The sequence below is a fragment of the Nocardiopsis sediminis genome (assembly GCF_042650565.1).
In the GTDB taxonomy this organism is placed as follows: Bacteria; Actinomycetota; Actinomycetes; order Streptosporangiales; family Streptosporangiaceae; genus Nocardiopsis_B; species Nocardiopsis_B sediminis.
Genome location: NZ_JBHSBH010000022.1, coordinates 22,163 through 38,103, shown reverse-complemented (window position 1 = coordinate 38,103; position 15,941 = coordinate 22,163). Strand labels below are relative to the sequence as shown.

The following is a 15,941-nucleotide window of genomic DNA, read 5'->3' as shown; positions in this document are numbered from 1 at the left end:
TGGCGGCGCGCGCCGCGGGCACTTCGCGGCATCGCCGGTCGTTGGCCGGGTAGGAATCCATCCCCAGGCCTGTGGACACGCGGCGCGCCGACCGCACCGCGCGGACACCGTCCCGGGGACAGGTGCCGCGCAGCCGCGTCAGGGGTAAGTCAGGGGTGTGCCCTGATGCACCCGTCGCGGTGGCGGCGGCACTCTGGAAGCGTCGAGCCCTCGGGGCACGGTGCGCACCGCTCACGAAATCGGAGGAGCAGACATGACGCTGGAGCGCGGCAACGCATTCACTCCCGTCGCCTCGGCGACGATGATCTGGCCCTGGGGCACCGCGCTGGCAGCCGGCGCGGTCACCGGGGTCGCCTCCTTCCTGCTGAACAGCCTGTCCCTGTCCAGTGGACTGACCACCGCCATCTTCTTCTTCTCGCTCGTCGGCGGGGCCGTGGCCCTCCTCGGCGGCAAGGGCGACCGCCGGGCCCGGCGCTACGCCGGCCAGTACCCGTGGCGGTTCGCCGCCGCCCCCGCCCTCCTCGGCGGCGCGGGAACGGCGGTCGTGTCCTACGCGGGGATGCTGATCGGGGGTGCGCCGTTCGCGGGCCTGTTCGGCGCGGCATTCGCCGGCCTGGGCGCCGCCGCCCTCATCTGGGTCATCCTCGGCATCATCGGGATGGTCGCGGGGAACAAGTCGGCCTAAGCTCGGTGTTCCACCGCCCTATGGGCAGATCTCAGACGGGGACGACCACGCGCTCTATGTCAACGTCAACCGAAGCTCGTCAGAAGATGATCGAGCGGGTCCGAGGGCTCCTCCGCATGGCGGAGGACCCCTCGGTCACCGACGCCGAGAGCCAGGCGTTCACCGCCAAGGCCGCGGAGCTCATGACCCGGCACGCGATCGCCGAGGCCGACGCGCGCGCCCAGCGGGGCGAGGCCGCCGAATCGGTCACCCGGCTGGACTTCCCCGTCTCGGGGGTCGGGGGCCATGGGAAGGCCCGGGTCAAGGCGCTGGCCGGCATCGCCGCGGCCTACGGCTGCCAGTCGGCCGTGCGCGGCAACACCTCCGCCAACACCGAGCGCATGCTGATCATCGTCGGCACCGTCACCGCCCTCGACTCGCTGCGCGTGCTGCTGCCGTCCATCACCATGCAGATGGAGGCGTCGGCCCGGTTCACGGCGCGCGAGCACGTCACCGGCCTGCGGGAACTCCGCAATTATGACCGTTCCACATTGGCCACCGAGCGCAGCCGTTTCTACCGGTCGTTCATCCGCGCGTACGGATACGCGGTGGCCGAGCGGATCCGCGAATTCCGCGCGCGGCTGCGCGAGGACCCGAATCCGGCGGGCGGCGCGGCCGAATCCGGGAACGGCGGCGAGGCCGCGCAGAGCGGCGCGGAAGTGGTGCTGCGCACCGATGTCGATCGCGTTCATGAAGAGTTCCAGCGGCGTTTTCCGCAGCTTCGCCCGACCCGGCCCGAGCGCACGCACCACCGCGCCGGATACCGGGCGGGATATCTGCGGGGACGCCGCGCGGAGCTCGGGATGGAGACCGCGGTGGGCGGCGGGGGAACGTCGACGCTCCCCGAAGGGGAATGACGGCGGGACCGGATTCGCGGATCCGCCGCGCCGGCGGTCCGGCAATCGGTGGATAACTCTGTGGAAAAGTCGGCGGATGCGCCGGAGAAACCCGATGGTTGCCACCGGAGCCTGTGGATAAACCACGTAGCGGAGGATTTTTCACCCGTGCTCGCCTCGGGGATTTTCCACAACCACGCCCGCAATGAAGGTGACACAGATCACCCAATGGGGAAGGCTGGGGTGTGGAGCGTCTCCCTGCGGAGAGGAAGCACACGCCGATGTCCACTGCCACACTCCTCCGGCCGTTTCGCGCCCATAGGACCGCCTTGTTGACGACCTACCGCCGCGACGGCATGACGTGCGTCAACACACCCGTCACCATCGTCATCGACGACGGCCGCGTGCTGTTCCGCACGTGGGAGGACTCCGGCGAGGCCGAACGGCTGCGCCACCACCCCCAGGCCGACCTGCGTCCCTGCACACTGCGCGGCGAGCCGGTCGGCGGCCCCATCAGGGGCGACGTCCGGCTCCTCGAAGGGCCGGGATCCCAGCGCGCCGAACGGCTGCTGGCCAGACGCCATCCGATGCTGCAACGCTGGACGGTGCCGATCTCGCTGCGGCTGCTGCGCGCCCGGACCCTGCACTACGAGCTCATCCCCCGCGACGTGAGCGAGGAGATCGAGAACATGGAGGGCTGCCCCGACTGATCGGCCGAACCCCGGCGGCACCACTGCCAGAAGAGCCCCGGAACATGGAGGGCCGCCCCGGCTGACGGCCCGGGGCTACCCAGGGCCCCGGCTCAGGACCGCAGCGGCATCACCAGGTAGCGGAACTCCGGCCGGGTGTCCTCCCCCGCCGGCGCCTCGGAGATGACCACCGGCTTGGTGGGCTTGGTGAAGTTCAGGTGCGCGGTCTCGCCCTGGACTCCGCCGAGTCCGTCGAGCAGGTACGACGGGCTGAACGAGATCCGCATGGGCTCGCCCTGGTACTGCACGTCCATGGCCTCGGCCGCTTGGGCGTCGTCGCCGGACCCGGCTTCGAGTACGACCTCGTCCGCCGAGAACGAGAGCCGCACGGGGGTATTGCGGTCGGCGACGAGCGCGACGCGCTTGACGGCTTCGAGCAGCGGGGCCGTGGCGATCTCGGCGTGCGCCTCGAACTCGGCGGGGAAGCGGGATTCGTAGCCGACGAAGTCGCTGTCGATGAGCCGGGTGGTGGTGCGCCTGCCGCCGTTCTCGAACCCGATCATCCCCTCGCCCGGCGCCGTGCCGCCCGCGGCCGCGGCGGTCGACAGCGCGATGTGCACGTTGGAGCCCGACACCAGCGAGCGCGCGGTGTCGTGGAGGGTGCGCGCGGGGACCAGCGCGGATGCGGACAGATCGGCCTGCTCCGGCTTCCACCAGAGTTCGCGGACGGCGATGCGGTAGCGGTCGGTGGCGGCGAGGGTGAGGCTGTCGCCGGCGAAGCCGACGTTGACCCCGGTGAGCATCGGCAGGGTGTCGTCGCGGCTGGCCGCCGGGCTCACCTGGCGCACGGCGGTGGCGAAGGCGTCGGCCGCGAGCGACCCCGCGGTGCGCGGCATGTCCGGGAGGGTGGGGTAGTCCTCCAGGGGCAGCGTGAGCAGGGTGAACCGCGCGCTGCCGCAGGTGACCAGGACCCGGGTGCCGTCGGACTCGACGTCGACGGGCTCGGCGGGCAGGTTGCGCGCGATCTCGGCGAGCAGCCGGCCCGAGACCAGCACCGCCCCGGGCTCGCCGCCGGTGACCTCGACCTCGGCGCGGGCGGAGACCTCGTAGTCGAAGCCGGACAGCCGCAGCCCGGACTCCGCCCCCGGCAGGTCCAGGCGCATGCCCGCGAGGACCGGCACGGCCGGGCGGGCGGGCAGCGCGCGGGCGGTCCATGCCACGGCGTCGGCGAACGCGTCGCGGTCGACTCGGAACTTCATTGAGCCTCCTGGGGGTGCCGGCCGGGCGCGTCGGGAACCCGGGTCCCCGTCACCGTACCGATCGGCAGGGACATTCACCCCCCGTCCGCGGGCCGGCCACCGGGGTTGGCCTTGAGGGTCCATACGACGGTCATGGCGCCGGTGACCGTGCCGTCGGCGGTGCGCAGCTCGATCTCGACGGGGAACTCCGGGCGGGTCCCGGCGTCGAGTTCGGCGACGACCTCCTGAGCGGCGCGGCCGAGGCGGGCGTCGGCGATGACGTCGCCCATGGCCTTCTTGGCGTAGTGGATCTCGGCCGAGACCGCGAGGGGGACGGCGCGGTCGAGCTGGTCGCCGAAGGAGGCGATCACGATCGCCCCGGAGGCCGACTCCGCGAGGGTGAACATGGCACCGGCGTGCGGACCGCCGATGTGGTTGTGGTGTTCCTGCCGGTCGGGCAGGCGCAGCACCGCGTGCCCGTGGTCGAGCTCGACGAACTCCACGCCCAGTGTCCGCGCGAACGGCACCGCGGCGAGGAACCCCGACTTGACCAGTTCCGCCGTTTCGGCGTTCATCGTTGCCATGGACAGCATGTTACTCACGAGTAGCGTGCGCGATCCAGACCCGCGGGCACCACCACCGCACCCCCGCGTCCGGCCGCCCCCGCCCACCTGCCCCGATGTAGGCCAGGTCCGGACACGGCCATAAACGGCCGAATCACCCACGACACGGTCACCAGCGCTGATCATGGGAACGGAACGGACGCACGGGGCGTCCCATCCACGGATATCGGCCGGAGCGTTCCGGCCTGGAGGGGGCGGCGTGAAAAGGGGCTCGGTATACGGGGGCGGCCTCGCCGTGGGGCTGGCGCTCGGTGTGGCGCTGGGCCTCACCATGGAGAACCTCGTGGTCGGCATTGCACTCGGCGCGGGCATCGGCGTGGCCCTGGCCATTGGCTTCGCCGACCTGAAGCGCCGCTGACCGGCCACCCGCCGCACCGCGAGCCCTTCCCGGGCCCGGAGCACCGGCCGCTGACCGGCCACCGCCCGCACCGCGACCGCCTCACAAGCCCATAGCACCACCGTGCGCTAGTCTTGGACCTCAGCCGGAAGGCTGCCCCCCATGGAGGGTTCGCATAGTGGCCGAGTGCGATGGTCTTGAAAACCATAAGGCCCTTATTGGGTCTCGTGGGTTCGAATCCCACACCCTCCGCAATGAAACCCCCTCGAATCAGGCGGGTCCGTCCGGCGTCGCCATGATCTCCGTCAGGCGCCGCAGGACCGTGTTCTCCTCCCCCGGTGCCAGAGGGCGGGGGTCGACCGCGAACAGGCCCTCGGATGACCGGTGGTCGCGGACCACGATGGCGGGGTCGCCCTCTGCCAGGCGGCGGACCACGTCGTGCGCGGTGCGGCCGGTCGCGGCCGGGTCGACCCTGATCTCGCAGCGCACGATCGCGCGGCCCGCCTCGTCCGGGACGACCGCCGCGCTCAGGCCCGGGATGGACGCGACCCCGTCGCGCAGCGCCGCCATGCGCGTCCGCTGCTCCTCCGCCTCGGCCTGCCGGCCCGCCTCGGCCGCCGTGTACTCCTCCAGGGCGGCGACCAGGCCGGCGATGGTCTCCTTGCCGACCTTCATCGCCCGGGCCACCCCCCGGTACTGCATGCGGCACGCCGCCACCAGGTCGCTGCGGCCGCAGACGAAGCCCGACGCGGGGCCGCCGACCGCCTTGCCACCGCTGTAGACGACGAGGTCGCCGCCTGCCGCCGCGTAGGCCCGCAGGTCCTCCTCCGCCGCGGCGTCGATGATGAGCGGTACCCCTTTCCGCCGGGCCACAGCGGCGAACTCCGCAAGGGGCGGCACCCCCTTCTGCACGGCGTGGTGGGACCGCACGTAGAGCATCGCCGCCGTCTGCGCGCCGATCGCACCCTCCAGGTGGTCCGCTGTCACCGCGTTGGCGCTGCCCACCACCACGGGGCGGCCGCCCCCGAGCCGGACCATCTGGGTCACCGGCGCGCCGAAGTGCACCGCGTGGCCCAGCGGCAGCACGATCTCGTCGGGCAGCCCGCCCGCGTCGGGCAGCCGTTCGACCGCCGGCAGCGACGTGCCCGCGATGACCGCCGCCGTGCTGATGGCGATCCCCGCAGCCGCACCGCTGGTCGGGCAGCCCGCCTCGGTGCCCGTGGCCGCCGCGATACGCCGCCCGGCCGCCGTCATCAGGTCCTCGATGCGCACGTGCGCGCCCGCCGCCTCGGTCATGGCGGCGCTCACGCGGGGGCTGGGCAGGCTGCCTCCGAGCGCGGTCATCCTGCCGCTGGCGTTGACGACGGCGGCCACGCCGAGCCGCCGGTACACGTGCTCGTGCGGGTCGGTGGTGTCGGGCATGCGGTACCGCCTTCCTAGGAGGACAGGGGGAAGAAGACGCCGATGGCCATGGCGCCGAGGATCGCGCCCCCGGTGAGCGGCTTGCGCCACAGGTAGAAGATGAGGGCCCCGGCCGTCGCCCCGATGCCGATGGGGATCGACGCGGTGGCCGCGGCGATGATGATCAGCGGGCCGAGGTAGCGCCCCGCCGAGTTGCCGGCGCCCATCATGATGCCCGCGCCGAACGTGGAGGGGACCGCGGAGGAGTTGACGGTGTAGCGGCGGATGACGATCACCAGGGTGCCGATGGCGGCCCCCGCCACCGCCCCCACCACCAGGGACAGCCAGAAGTTCTCCAGCGGGAGGGTGATCCCGGCGCCCAGCAGCATGGCCGGCAGGCCCACCCCGATACCGGTCTGGATCGACCCGCCGATGTCGAGGATCCCCACCATCGGCCCCTCGATCACGCGCGCGACCAGGAACCCGATGCCGAACGCCGCCGCCGCGCCGTACCCGCCCCCCTCCATGCCCGCGCGCAGCAGCGCGACGACCGCGATCTCGTTGAAGATGCCCGTGCCGTAGACGTAGTAGAGGTGGGTCCCGGCGAAGACGCTGGCCGCCAGCGCCGCCACCAGCAGCGGGAACGTCCACTCCGCGTACCAGAACCCGGCGGGGGTGCCGCCGTCGCCGGCGCGGGCGTCGTCCGGGGCGCCGTCCGAGGTGTCGTCCGGGGTGCTCATCACTCGACCTCCGATCCGAGTGCCGTGTGCAGGCCGGCCAGCCAGCCGGGAACGGGGACCTCCATGTCCTGGAGGAGCTGGATGTCGATACCGCGGAAGAACGCGCTGAAGGCGAACAGCAGCACGACCGCCGTGGCCAGGACGCGCGTGACCCGGTTCCAGCCGCCGTCGTCGACGCCCTTGCCGACGAGGATGCCCAGCACGATCCCGGGCACCGCATTGCCCATGACGACGTGGGCGAGCCCGCCGAGCACCGTCGCCCAGGCGCCCGTGCGGCGCCCGGCGTCCATCGCCGCCATCCAGAAGAGGATCGGCATCACCGGGTTGATGAGCCATTCCGACGCCGGGATCAGCACGTCCGCGGCCACGGTCTGGAGCCCGGCGGGCACCGCGCTGACCGTCGAGTTCAGCGCCGTCACCAGCACGGCGCCGACCGCCGTGCCGCACACCGCCATGCGCCGGGGGTTGTGCAGCGTCTCGGCGACGCTGGGCCGACGCAGCAGCGCGATCGACGCGGCCCAGTGCGGGATGATCCGGTGGTCGACGTCGCCGGTCAGCGCGCCGGTGCCGACCGTCGACGCCCAGGAGTTGAAGACGAACCCGAAGCCGAAGGAGAAGTGCGCGACCGAGTCGTTCTCGCACGCGTTCAGTTCGCCCAGGGTGCGGAACGCGCCCATCCCCTGGACCGCGGGGGCGTGGAACATGCGGGCGACGCCGGCGCTGGCGCCGAAGCCCGCCAGGGCGCCGATGACGAGGGATTCGAGGAGGATGATGAGGAATTCACTCACGGGGGGCCGCTCCCATCTCGCACGCCGGCGGGTCAGCGCAGGTGCAGCAGGCGCTGGATCGGGGAGAGGTGTTCGTCGCTGACGGCGAACTCGACGTCGTCGAGGCGGAAGGCGGTCACGTGCACGGTGACGCTCACGACGAGGGCGAAGTCGCTCCGGGTGCGGGGGAGGAACAGGCCGAGGAAGCGCTCCGTGCGCCGTTCCTCTGTGGCGCGCACCAGGGCGATGTCACGGGGCTCGATGCGGATCGGCACCCCCGCGACCCGGTCGCGTACCCGGGCCTGCACCTGCGCCATGGCGGCGGCGAAGGCGCGCTCCCGGGTCGGGCCGGAGCCGCTGACCTCGACGGTCAGCTCCACGGCGGCCATCAGGCGTCCTCGCCGTGCACCAGCAGGTACTCGCGGGTGATGCGGTAGCCGAGCTCGTGCCGGTCGAGGAAGCCGAAACCGACGATCCGCTTGCCCGCGCGGATCGCGGTGACGCCCGCCTCGATCGTCCGCAGCCCGAACTCGACGTCGTAGCCGTACTTGACCTTGGCGGTGATCGCCCCGGCCCCTCCGCTGCCGCAGAAGCTGATCCCGAGGTCGGCTCCTTCCTTGTCCATGACGTCGCCGATCTTCATGTCGGCGCCGGGGCCGGGGATGAGGATGGCCTCGCCGCCCGCCTCGATCACCCCCGCGGCGACGTTGTGCCCGTTGCCCAGCCGGTCGCCGATGACGACCTTGATCCTGCCGGTCCTGCCGGTCTCGTCGGTCATTGCTTCATCTCCACGTGCTGCTCTTGGCGATCTGGAAGTGGATGGCGAAGAGGAGGACTTCGTCGTCGCCGGCGCCGGCGCGGCCGCTCCCGCGGGTGTGGTCGCCGAGGAGGGCGGTGACGGCGCCGCGCACGTCGTCGTCGATCTCGTCGAAGAACGAGGCGCTCACGGCCGGCAGCGGGGACGCGCCGCGCAGGCGCCGGACGAACCCGGCCGAGTGCGCGGCGAGCGCCATGGCCCTGCCCTCGTCGAACCGCGCCCCCAGGTCCTCGGCGGTGCGCTCCGCAGCGGCGAGGAACGCCCGCAGCTCCGCCGCCTCGCCGGTGCCGAGCGCCATGTCGGCACAGACGCGCCGGGCGGCCTCAGAGAGCGGGTACATGCACACCGCCCCGCACCGCGCCCACCGGGCGCACGATCCGCGTGGCGCGCAGGAGCGCCCCTGTGGAGTCGGTGAACACGTGCTCGGCCTCCTCCACCCGGAAGACGGTCAGATCGGCGGCGGCCCCGGCCCGCAGCACGCCGAGGTCGGGGCGGCCCAGCACGGCGGCCGGGGCGCGGGTGACGGCGGCGACGACCTCGTTCAGGGTGTAGCCGACCGCGAGGAGCTTGCCCATGGTCTCGGCGAGGCTGTGCACCGGCCCGTCGGCGTTCTCGCTGTGCAGGTCGGTGCTGACCGTGTCGGCGCGGAACCCCTCGGCCAGCGCCCGGCGTGCGACCTCGAAGGAGAAGCTCGCGCTCCCGTGGCCGACGTCGAAGCGGACCCCGCGCCTGCGTGCGTCGAGCACGCGGCCGGCCACCCGACCGCCATCGGTGAGGAGGCCGTCGCCCTTGCCGTGGAGGGCATGGGTGACGACGTCGCCGGAGCGGAGGTGGGCGGCGACCTCGCCGAGGGCCGGCGGGGCCTGGCCGACGTGGGCCATGACCGGCAGGCCGACGTCGTCGGCGAGCGCGCGGGCCCGCAGCAGGGGGGCGATGCCCTGGCCGCCGACCACGGAGCGGCTCATGCGGACCTTGATCCCGCGGATGCCGGGGTGGGCGTCGAGCAGCGCGCGGACGCGGCCGGGGTCGGCGGGCAACGGGCCGGCGAGCTCGCTCAGGCCCTGGGACAGCCCGGCCGGTGCGAGGTTGAGCCACGTCACCACCCGGGTCGTGGCGGCCTTGACGATGTCGCGGTGGAACGCCGGGTGTGTGTCGAGCCCGGTGCTGCCGGCGTCGGCGACGGTGGTGACCCCTTGGCCGACACCGATCGCGTCCACGTCGACCCCGAGGCCGGTGGCCGGGGTGTCGACGTGGACGTGCAGGTCGATGAAGCCGGGACCGACATGGCAGCCGGAGGCGTCGAGGACCGGGTGGCCGGTCCCGTCGAACGCTCCGGGCGCATCGACCGCCGCGATCCGCGGGCCGTCGACGAGCACGTCCATCGGGGCGTCGAGGCCACTGCCGGGGTCGAGGACGTGTCCGCCGCGCACCACCAGGGGGCGGACCGGACCGGGCACCGGCATGATGGACCTCCACCGTGCTCTACTGTTCCGTAGAATGAACCGGCATTCCGTAGAATGGACTACAAGGTAATTGAAGGGTGCGGCCGGGTCAATGAGTTCACGAACGCCCGATGGTTCCGACACCTCCGCCGGAAACTCCGTGGGCAAGACCGTCCGCGTCCTCGCGGCGCTGGGGCGGCTGGGCGGGTTCGGCCGGCTGACCGAGATCGCCGACGCCGCCGGCGTACCCAAGGCGAGCACGCACCGCATCCTGGCGACCCTGATCGCCGAGGGCTTCGTCACCGCCGACGGCACCCGGCGCTACGGCCCCGGCACCGGGCTGCGCGCGCTCGCCGCCAACATCGCGGCCAACGAGCAGCACGGGATCGAGGCCGTCCTCCAGCGGCTCCAGGCGCAGGTCGGCCACACCGTCCACCTGGCCGTGCCCAGCGGCGACCAGGCCACGATCACCTACGTGGCCGACGCCGGGCGCATCTTCCAGATCGCCTGGCACGTGGGGATGCGCCTGCCCCTCCACGCCACCGCTCTCGGCAAGGCGATCCTGGCCCACCTCGACCCGGACGAGACCGACGACATCATCGGCCGCACCGGCCTGCCGGCGCTGACGGAGCAGACGGTCACCGACCCGCTGCGGCTGCGCGCGCACCTGGCGCAGGTCCGCGAACGCGGGTACGCGGCCGACCACGGGGAGAGCGACGACGTGCTCTGCACGATCGCCGCCCCGGTGCTCTCGGACGAAGGGCGCCCGCTCGGCGCGGTATCGATCGCCGCCCTCGCGCCCCTCATCCCTCCGGGCGGGCTGGAGGGGCTGGCGCCGGCGGTACGCGAGGCGGCCGCGGACGTCGCCCGGCGGTCCTGACCGCCGCCGGGCTGACCGCCGCCGGGCCGGGCGCGGCCGGGCTCAGCGCGGCCAGGCGAACGCCTCGCCGACGGTGGCGGCGAGCTGGAGGTAGGCGTCGCGGGTGGCCGGCGCGAGCCGGTCGAGGTCGACCTCGGCCCCCTCTTCCAGGTGGGAGTCCCACGGGACGCGCACCACCGCGCGGCAGCGGCTGGCGAAGTGCTGCTCCAGCCGGTCCAGGTCGACGCTGCTCTTGCCGTCGGTGCGCACCATCGAGAGCACGACCACCGCGCCCCGCACCAGGTAGCCGTACTGGTGCGCCTCGAGCCAGTCGAGTGTGGCGCTGGCGCTGCGGGCGCCGTCGACCGAGGCGGAGCTGACCAGGACCACCTGGTCGGCCAGGCCCAGCACGCCGCGCATGGCGGAGTGCAGCAGCCCGGTCCCGCAGTCGGTCAGGCAGATCGAGTAGTAGTGCTCCAGGATCCGCGAGACCTCGCGGTAGTCGGCCTCGCTGAACGCCTCGGACACCGCGGGGTCGCGGTCGGAGGCGAGGATCTCCAGCCGTGAGGCGGCCTGGGAGGTGAAGCCGCGGATGTCGGCGTATCTGGAGATCGTGGCCTTCTCGTTGAGGAGGTCGCGGATGGTGGCCGCGGTCTCCAGCCGCACCTTGTCCGAGAGCGTGCCGCGGTCGGGGTTGGCGTCGACCGCCAGCACGCGGTCGCCGCGCAGCGACGCCAGCGTGGAGCCGAGCGCCACCGTCGTGGTGGTCTTGCCGACGCCGCCCTTGAGGCTGAGCACCGCCACCCGGTGGTGCCCGCCCGCCACGTGCGTGCTGGCCCGCGCGGTCAGCTCGCGGCGCCGGACCTCGGCCGCCGACTCACCGGGGTTGAACAGGCCGAACGTCGCGGAGTTGAGCGCCTTGCGCCAGCCCCGATGGTGGGTCGGGCGCTTGGTGTTGCTGACCAGCATGTCGGCGTTGAGCGCCTCGGAGGTCTCGGGGGCGCCCGGCCCGGCGACCGGCTGCTCCCCGGTGATGTGCACGCGGTACTGGAACGGTTGCCCCGGCTGCGGCGGGCCGCCGGCGAGCGGGTGCTGCGGGTGCTGGGGGGCGGGCGCCGGCGGGCGGGCGGCCTCCTGCGGCGCGCCCGGGTACGCCTGGCGGCCCCACCCCTGCGTGGGCTGCGCCGGAGGCTGCGGACCCGTGAAGCGCGGCGGTGCGCCGTCGCCCTGCGGCACCTGGTGCGGGCCGGGCCAGGTCTGCGGCTGCGGGGGCTGCGGCGGGGCCGGGTAGCGGTGGTCGGCCGCGGGTGCCGGCCGGTCCGGGGTGGCGGGCGGCTGCTGCGGGTACCACGCCTGCTGGGGGTGGGGCGCCGAAGGCCCCGGGAAGGACGGCGGCCCCTCGGGCGGGGGAGCGGCCGGGTACGTGGGCTCCTGGTAGGTGGTCTCCGGGTACGTGGTCTCCTGCGCGCCGGCTCCGCCGTCGAGCGGGGGGAGCTGCTCGGGCTCGGGGACGTCGTCGTCGAACCGGCCGGTGGGGGCGGGCGCGACGGGGCCCGCGCCGTTGCCGGAGTAGTGCGCGTCCGGGGCGGCGGGCGGCTGCTGGGGATACCACGCCTGCTGAGGCGCTGAAGGGTCCGGGTAGGACGGTGCCGTGGTCTCGGGGCCGTACTCACCCGTGGGCACCGACGGCGGCACCGAGGGGGGCACCGACCACTGCGCGTGCTCGGCACCAGGGGCGCCGTTGGGCGGCGCCGACCACTGCTCGTCGACCGGCGCGGCGTCGTACCGCACGCCGGGGTCGCCGTAGCCGCCCGCACCGCCGTGGGGTTCCTGCGGAGCCGCATCCGCGGCCCCATCGGAGCCCAGCCGGACGGTGCGCGGCTCGTCGTCATCGTCGTCGACCTGCGCCAGAGGAGGAGGCGGCGGGGCCCAGGGGTCGGCGGGCGCCGACGGGTCGGCCGGCTGCGGCGCCGGGGGCTGGGGAGCGGGGGCCGGCTGGGCGTCGTAGCCGGGCATCGCGTAGGGCGGGGGAGGTGGGACGTCGCCCAGTGCATAGGGCGGGGGCGGTGGGAAAGCGTCGTCGCCGAACCACTGGTCAGCCGGAGACAGGTCGGGCTGCTGCCCGGAGCCCGCCTCGGGGTCGCCGTCCCACGGACGCGTACCGGCATGCTCCGAACCGTCGTGCTCTCTCTGTGCCAACGCGGTTCTCCTCAAAACGCTTGCTCAGGTTCGCGGATGCCCTCGCGATTATCTCGCCTCCGTCAATAAAGATATGACCCCCACGCAAAGAGGGGCACCACCGACCGGCGGGGTTCTACAGCGGACTCGATTCCTCTTCCAAGCGGTGCAGCGCACCACCGACCGGCGGGGTTCTACAGCGGACTCGATTCCTCTTCCAAGCGGTGCAGCGCACCACCGACCGGCGGGGTTCTACAGCGGACTCGATTCCTCCCCAAGCGGCGCGGCGCACCACCCCCGGCGGCGAAGCGGCGTGCGGTCCCCGGGGTACCGTTCGCACCATGCACGCCATTGTGATCAGCGAACCCGGCACCGCCGACGTCCTGTCCTGGAGCGAGGTCCCCGACCCGGTCCCCGGCCCCGGCGAGGTCCTCGTCGATGTGGCCGCGACCGCCGTCAACAGGGCGGACATCGCTCAGCGCGAGGGGAACTACCCGCCGCCGCCCGGCGCATCGGAGTATCCCGGGCTGGAGTGCTCCGGCCGCATCGCCGCCCTGGGCCCCGGCGCCGAGGGCGCCGGCTGGGCGGTCGGCGACGAGGTCTGCGGCCTGCTGAGCGGCGGCGGCTACGCCGAGCGCGTGGCGGTCCCCGTCGGCCAGCTCCTGCGCGTCCCCTCGGGCGTGTCGCTCGTCGAGGCCGCCGCCCTGCCCGAGGCCGCCGCCACCGTGTGGTCCAACGTGTTCATGGTGGGCCGGCTCGGCTCCGGTGAGACCCTGCTCGTGCACGGCGGCGGCAGCGGGATCGGCACCTTCGCCATCCAGCTCGCGCACGCGCGCGGCAACCGGGTGATCGTCACGGCCGGGAGCCCCGAGAAGCTGGAGCGCTGCCGGGAGCTGGGCGCCGACGCCGGGATCGACTACCGGCAGGAGGACTTCGTCACCCGCGTGAAGGAGGAGACCGGCGGCGCGGGCGCCGACGTGATCCTCGACATCATGGGCGGCTCGCACCTGGACCGCAACGTGCGCTCGCTGGCCGTCGGCGGGCGGCTGACGATCATCGGCCTGATGGGCGGGCGCAAGGCCGAGCTGGACCTCGGCCGGATGCTCGTGAAGCGGCTGTCCGTGCACGCCACGACGCTGCGCTCGCGCCCACTCGACGAGAAGGCGGCGATCGTCGCCGGTGTGGCCGAGCACGTGTGGCCACTCGTGGACGAGGGGGTGATCCGGCCTATCGTGGATCAGACGATCTCTTTGCCGCAGGCGGCCGACGCACACCGCATCATGGAGTCGAGCACGCACGTCGGCAAGATCGTGCTCTCCGTCTGACAACGCCGGGATACGCAACGCCTCAAGGTGAGGGTTTGATGAGCAACGGACCGAACGAAGAAGAGCAGCCGCACGTCCTGATCGTGGGCCCCGGCGGCTCCGTGGGCGCAGGGCAGGGCGAGGAGGGCGACGAGGAGAACGCCGAGCGCCCCCTCAGCGAGATGGTGGAGCAGCCCGCCAAGGTCATGCGCATCGGCAGCATGATCCGCCAGCTGCTGGAGGAGGTGAAGGCCGCCCCCCTCGACGAGGCCAGCCGCGCCCGGCTCAAGGAGATCCACACCAACTCCATCAAGGAGCTGGAGGACGGCCTGGCCCCGGAGCTGACGGAGGAGCTGGAGCGGCTGACCCTGCCCTTCGCCGAGGGCGGCACCCCCAGCGACGCCGAGCTGCGGATCGCACAGGCGCAGCTGGTGGGCTGGCTGGAGGGGCTGTTCCACGGCATCCAGACCACCCTGTTCGCCCAGCAGATGGCGGCGCGCGCGCAGCTGGAGAACATGCGCAAGGCGCTGCCGCCCGGGCTGGGCAACGGCGGCGACCAGGACCAGGAGCGCTCCGGATCGGGCCCCTACCTGTAGGTCCGGCCGGGAAGGTCACGAAAAGAGCCGGGGCGGAACGCGATCGTTCCGCCCCGGCCTCGTGTCCGGTCCCCCGGCCTAGGCGTTCACCGGCTCCAGGACGTCGCGCCCCACGAAGGGCCGCAGCGCCTCGGGCACCACGACCGAGCCGTCGGCCTGCTGGTGGTTCTCCAGCAGGGCGACGATCCAGCGGGTGGTGGCCAGCGTGCCATTGAGGGTGGCCGCGAAGCGCGGCTTGCCGTCGTCGCCGCGGTAGCGGATGTTGAGCCGCCGCGCCTGGAAGTCGGTGCAGTTGGAGGTGGAGGTCAGCTCGCGGTAGCGGCCCTGGGTGGGCACCCACGCCTCGCAGTCGTACTTGCGCGCGGCGCTCGCGCCGAGGTCGCCCCCGGCGACGTCGATCACCCGGTAGGGGAGCTCCAGCCGGTCGAGCATCTCGCGCTCCCAGGCCAGCAGCCGCAGGTGCTCCTCGTGCGCGTCCTCGGGCCGGGTGTACACGAACATCTCGACCTTGTTGAACTGGTGCACGCGGATGATCCCGCGGGTGTCCTTGCCGTAGGACCCGGCCTCGCGGCGGAAGCAGGTGGACCAGCCCGCATAGCGGCTGGGCAGCGCTGCGGCCGGCAGGATCTCGCCCGCGTGGTAGCCGGCGAGCGGGACCTCGGAGGTGCCCACCAGGTAGAGGTCGTCGGCCGGCAGCCGGTACACCTCGTCGGCGTGCGCGCCGAGGAACCCGGTGCCCTCCATGGTCTCGGGCTTGACCAGGACCGGCGGGATCATCGGGGTGAACCCGTTGGCGGCGGCCTGCTGCATGGCCATGTTGAGCAGCCCGAGTTCGAGCATGGCACCGACACCGGTGAGGAAGTAGAAGCGGGCGCCGGAGACCTTGGCGCCGCGGTCGGTGTCGATGGCGCCGAGCATCTCGCCCAGCTCCAGGTGGTCGCGCGGGGTGAAGTCGAACTCCCGGGGGGTGCCGACGCTGTCGAGGACGGTGAAGTCGTCGACGCCGCCCTCGGGTGCGCCCTCCTCGACCAGGTTGGCCACGCCGGACAGCGCGGAGTCGAGTTCGGCCCCCAGCCGGTCGGCCTCGGCCTCGGCCTCCTTGACCTCCGCGGCCAGGCTCTTGGCCGTGGTGAGCAGCTCCTCACGCTCCCCGGGCGACGCCGCGGAGACGGACTTGCCGACGCTCTTCTGCTCGGCGCGCAGGGACTCGAAGCGCGACAGGGCGGAGCGGCGGCGGGAGTCGAGGTCGAGCAGGCGGTCGGCGACGGAGTCGTCTTCGCCGCGGGCCCGCTGCGAGGCGCGGAGTCGGTCGGGGTCGTCTCGGAGAGCTCGGAGGTCGATCACGTGAGCAGGTTACCGGGCCCGGGCTGCCACCACACATCGGTTTCGC

General features: G+C 73.1%; 18 protein-coding genes and 1 tRNA gene. 8 read left to right on the top strand and 11 right to left on the bottom strand.

Annotated elements, in window-relative coordinates; all coding sequences use genetic code 11:
• Positions 1–253 precede the first annotated feature (253 nt).
• The 3 genes from ACFOVU_RS28635 to ACFOVU_RS28625 all read left to right on the top strand — a co-directional run bounded on the left by ACFOVU_RS28635 (position 254) and on the right by ACFOVU_RS28625 (position 2,270).
• Positions 254–685 carry a hypothetical protein gene (locus ACFOVU_RS28635; RefSeq protein ID WP_378538582.1) on the top strand — a complete coding sequence of 144 codons (432 nt, stop codon included), beginning with the start codon at positions 254–256 and terminating at the stop codon, positions 683–685.
• An 86-nt stretch (positions 686–771) separates the two neighbouring features.
• Complete coding sequence (locus ACFOVU_RS28630) at positions 772–1,581, top strand: DUF2786 domain-containing protein (protein WP_378538581.1); 810 nt, start codon at positions 772–774, stop codon at positions 1,579–1,581.
• Positions 1,582–1,841: 260 nt separating this feature from the next.
• Entirely contained in the window at positions 1,842–2,270 is a 429-nt protein-coding gene (locus tag ACFOVU_RS28625) for a PPOX class F420-dependent oxidoreductase (RefSeq protein ID WP_378538580.1), read from the top strand.
• 92 nt (positions 2,271–2,362) lie between these two features.
• Here ACFOVU_RS28625 and dnaN read toward each other — a convergent pair whose 3' ends face one another.
• Complete coding sequence (gene dnaN, locus ACFOVU_RS28620; protein ID WP_378538579.1) at positions 2,363–3,508, bottom strand: DNA polymerase III subunit beta; 1,146 nt, start codon at positions 3,506–3,508, stop codon at positions 2,363–2,365.
• 74 nt (positions 3,509–3,582) lie between these two features.
• Complete coding sequence (locus ACFOVU_RS28615) at positions 3,583–4,071, bottom strand: DUF4442 domain-containing protein (RefSeq protein ID WP_378538578.1); 489 nt, start codon at positions 4,069–4,071, stop codon at positions 3,583–3,585.
• Positions 4,072–4,309: 238 nt separating this feature from the next.
• On the opposite strand from ACFOVU_RS28615, the gene ACFOVU_RS28610 reads away from it, so the two are divergent.
• Both ACFOVU_RS28610 and ACFOVU_RS28605 read left to right on the top strand, forming a co-directional pair.
• Positions 4,310–4,468: a hypothetical protein gene (locus tag ACFOVU_RS28610; RefSeq protein ID WP_378538577.1), complete on the top strand. Its 159-nt coding sequence runs from the start codon at positions 4,310–4,312 to the stop codon at positions 4,466–4,468.
• 143 nt (positions 4,469–4,611) lie between these two features.
• Positions 4,612–4,699: transfer RNA gene (locus ACFOVU_RS28605), tRNA-Ser, on the top strand.
• Between the two features lie 18 nt (positions 4,700–4,717).
• Here the strand turns inward: ACFOVU_RS28605 and ACFOVU_RS28600 are convergent.
• Genes ACFOVU_RS28600 through ACFOVU_RS28570 form a run of 7 tightly spaced genes read right to left on the bottom strand, consistent with a single transcriptional unit; the run spans position 4,718 to position 9,635 of the window.
• The gene (locus ACFOVU_RS28600; RefSeq protein ID WP_378538576.1) at positions 4,718–5,869 is read right to left on the bottom strand and encodes a DgaE family pyridoxal phosphate-dependent ammonia lyase; all 1,152 of its coding nucleotides are present in this window, start codon (positions 5,867–5,869) and stop codon (positions 4,718–4,720) included.
• A 14-nt stretch (positions 5,870–5,883) separates the two neighbouring features.
• Complete coding sequence (locus ACFOVU_RS28595; protein WP_378538575.1) at positions 5,884–6,588, bottom strand: DUF4310 family protein; 705 nt, start codon at positions 6,586–6,588, stop codon at positions 5,884–5,886.
• A complete protein-coding gene (locus ACFOVU_RS28590; RefSeq protein WP_378538574.1) occupies positions 6,588–7,376 on the bottom strand; it encodes a DUF4311 domain-containing protein in 789 nt (262 codons plus the stop codon). The genes ACFOVU_RS28595 and ACFOVU_RS28590 overlap by 1 nt, the downstream gene beginning before the upstream one ends.
• Before the next feature lie 32 nt (positions 7,377–7,408).
• Positions 7,409–7,744 (bottom strand): DUF4312 family protein, encoded by a 336-nt coding sequence (locus ACFOVU_RS28585; RefSeq protein ID WP_378538573.1) that lies wholly within the window; start codon positions 7,742–7,744, stop codon positions 7,409–7,411.
• Positions 7,744–8,133 carry an SFCGS family glycine-rich protein gene (locus ACFOVU_RS28580; RefSeq protein ID WP_378538572.1) on the bottom strand — a complete coding sequence of 130 codons (390 nt, stop codon included), beginning with the start codon at positions 8,131–8,133 and terminating at the stop codon, positions 7,744–7,746. The genes ACFOVU_RS28585 and ACFOVU_RS28580 overlap by 1 nt, the downstream gene beginning before the upstream one ends.
• A 4-nt stretch (positions 8,134–8,137) precedes the next feature.
• A complete protein-coding gene (locus ACFOVU_RS28575) occupies positions 8,138–8,512 on the bottom strand; it encodes a hypothetical protein (protein WP_378538571.1) in 375 nt (124 codons plus the stop codon).
• Positions 8,496–9,635, bottom strand: coding sequence for an amidohydrolase/deacetylase family metallohydrolase (locus ACFOVU_RS28570; protein WP_378538570.1), 1,140 nt, complete (start codon positions 9,633–9,635; stop codon positions 8,496–8,498). The genes ACFOVU_RS28575 and ACFOVU_RS28570 overlap by 17 nt, the downstream gene beginning before the upstream one ends.
• A 91-nt stretch (positions 9,636–9,726) precedes the next feature.
• Here ACFOVU_RS28570 and ACFOVU_RS28565 point away from each other — a divergent pair, with 91 nt between their 5' ends.
• Positions 9,727–10,494, top strand: a complete 768-nt coding sequence (locus tag ACFOVU_RS28565; protein ID WP_378538569.1) for an IclR family transcriptional regulator — start codon at positions 9,727–9,729, stop codon at positions 10,492–10,494.
• 42 nt (positions 10,495–10,536) lie between these two features.
• Here the strand turns inward: ACFOVU_RS28565 and ACFOVU_RS28560 are convergent, their stop codons facing one another.
• A complete protein-coding gene (locus tag ACFOVU_RS28560) occupies positions 10,537–12,672 on the bottom strand; it encodes a nucleotide-binding protein (RefSeq protein WP_378538568.1) in 2,136 nt (711 codons plus the stop codon).
• Positions 12,673–12,992: 320 nt separating this feature from the next.
• Here ACFOVU_RS28560 and ACFOVU_RS28555 point away from each other — a divergent pair, with 320 nt between their 5' ends.
• Positions 12,993–13,976, top strand: coding sequence for an NAD(P)H-quinone oxidoreductase (locus ACFOVU_RS28555; RefSeq protein WP_378538567.1), 984 nt, complete (start codon positions 12,993–12,995; stop codon positions 13,974–13,976).
• A gap of 38 nt (positions 13,977–14,014) precedes the next feature.
• Positions 14,015–14,551, top strand: coding sequence for a bacterial proteasome activator family protein (locus tag ACFOVU_RS28550; RefSeq protein WP_378538566.1), 537 nt, complete (start codon positions 14,015–14,017; stop codon positions 14,549–14,551).
• Between the two features lie 78 nt (positions 14,552–14,629).
• Here the strand turns inward: ACFOVU_RS28550 and serS are convergent, their stop codons facing one another.
• Positions 14,630–15,895: a serine--tRNA ligase gene (serS, locus tag ACFOVU_RS28545; protein ID WP_378538565.1), complete on the bottom strand. Its 1,266-nt coding sequence runs from the start codon at positions 15,893–15,895 to the stop codon at positions 14,630–14,632.
• Between the last annotated feature and the right edge of the window lie 46 nt (positions 15,896–15,941).

Excerpts from the sequence above, each read along its gene's own strand:
- ACFOVU_RS28555 (WP_378538567.1), top strand. The coding sequence starts at position 12,993 with ATGCACGCCATTGTGATCAGCGAACCCGGCACCGCCGACGTCCTGTCC.
- ACFOVU_RS28550 (WP_378538566.1), top strand. The coding sequence starts at position 14,015 with ATGAGCAACGGACCGAACGAAGAAGAGCAGCCGCACGTCCTGATCGTG.
- dnaN (WP_378538579.1), bottom strand. The coding sequence starts at position 3,508 with ATGAAGTTCCGAGTCGACCGCGACGCGTTCGCCGACGCCGTGGCATGG.
- ACFOVU_RS28635 (WP_378538582.1), top strand. The coding sequence starts at position 254 with ATGACGCTGGAGCGCGGCAACGCATTCACTCCCGTCGCCTCGGCGACG.
- ACFOVU_RS28565 (WP_378538569.1), top strand. The coding sequence starts at position 9,727 with ATGAGTTCACGAACGCCCGATGGTTCCGACACCTCCGCCGGAAACTCC.
- ACFOVU_RS28580 (WP_378538572.1), bottom strand. The coding sequence starts at position 8,133 with ATGACCGACGAGACCGGCAGGACCGGCAGGATCAAGGTCGTCATCGGC.
- ACFOVU_RS28615 (WP_378538578.1), bottom strand. The coding sequence starts at position 4,071 with ATGGCAACGATGAACGCCGAAACGGCGGAACTGGTCAAGTCGGGGTTC.
- ACFOVU_RS28570 (WP_378538570.1), bottom strand. The coding sequence starts at position 9,635 with ATGCCGGTGCCCGGTCCGGTCCGCCCCCTGGTGGTGCGCGGCGGACAC.
- ACFOVU_RS28575 (WP_378538571.1), bottom strand. The coding sequence starts at position 8,512 with ATGTACCCGCTCTCTGAGGCCGCCCGGCGCGTCTGTGCCGACATGGCG.
- ACFOVU_RS28595 (WP_378538575.1), bottom strand. The coding sequence starts at position 6,588 with ATGAGCACCCCGGACGACACCTCGGACGGCGCCCCGGACGACGCCCGC.
- ACFOVU_RS28585 (WP_378538573.1), bottom strand. The coding sequence starts at position 7,744 with ATGGCCGCCGTGGAGCTGACCGTCGAGGTCAGCGGCTCCGGCCCGACC.
- ACFOVU_RS28630 (WP_378538581.1), top strand. The coding sequence starts at position 772 with ATGATCGAGCGGGTCCGAGGGCTCCTCCGCATGGCGGAGGACCCCTCG.
- ACFOVU_RS28625 (WP_378538580.1), top strand. The coding sequence starts at position 1,842 with ATGTCCACTGCCACACTCCTCCGGCCGTTTCGCGCCCATAGGACCGCC.
- ACFOVU_RS28600 (WP_378538576.1), bottom strand. The coding sequence starts at position 5,869 with ATGCCCGACACCACCGACCCGCACGAGCACGTGTACCGGCGGCTCGGC.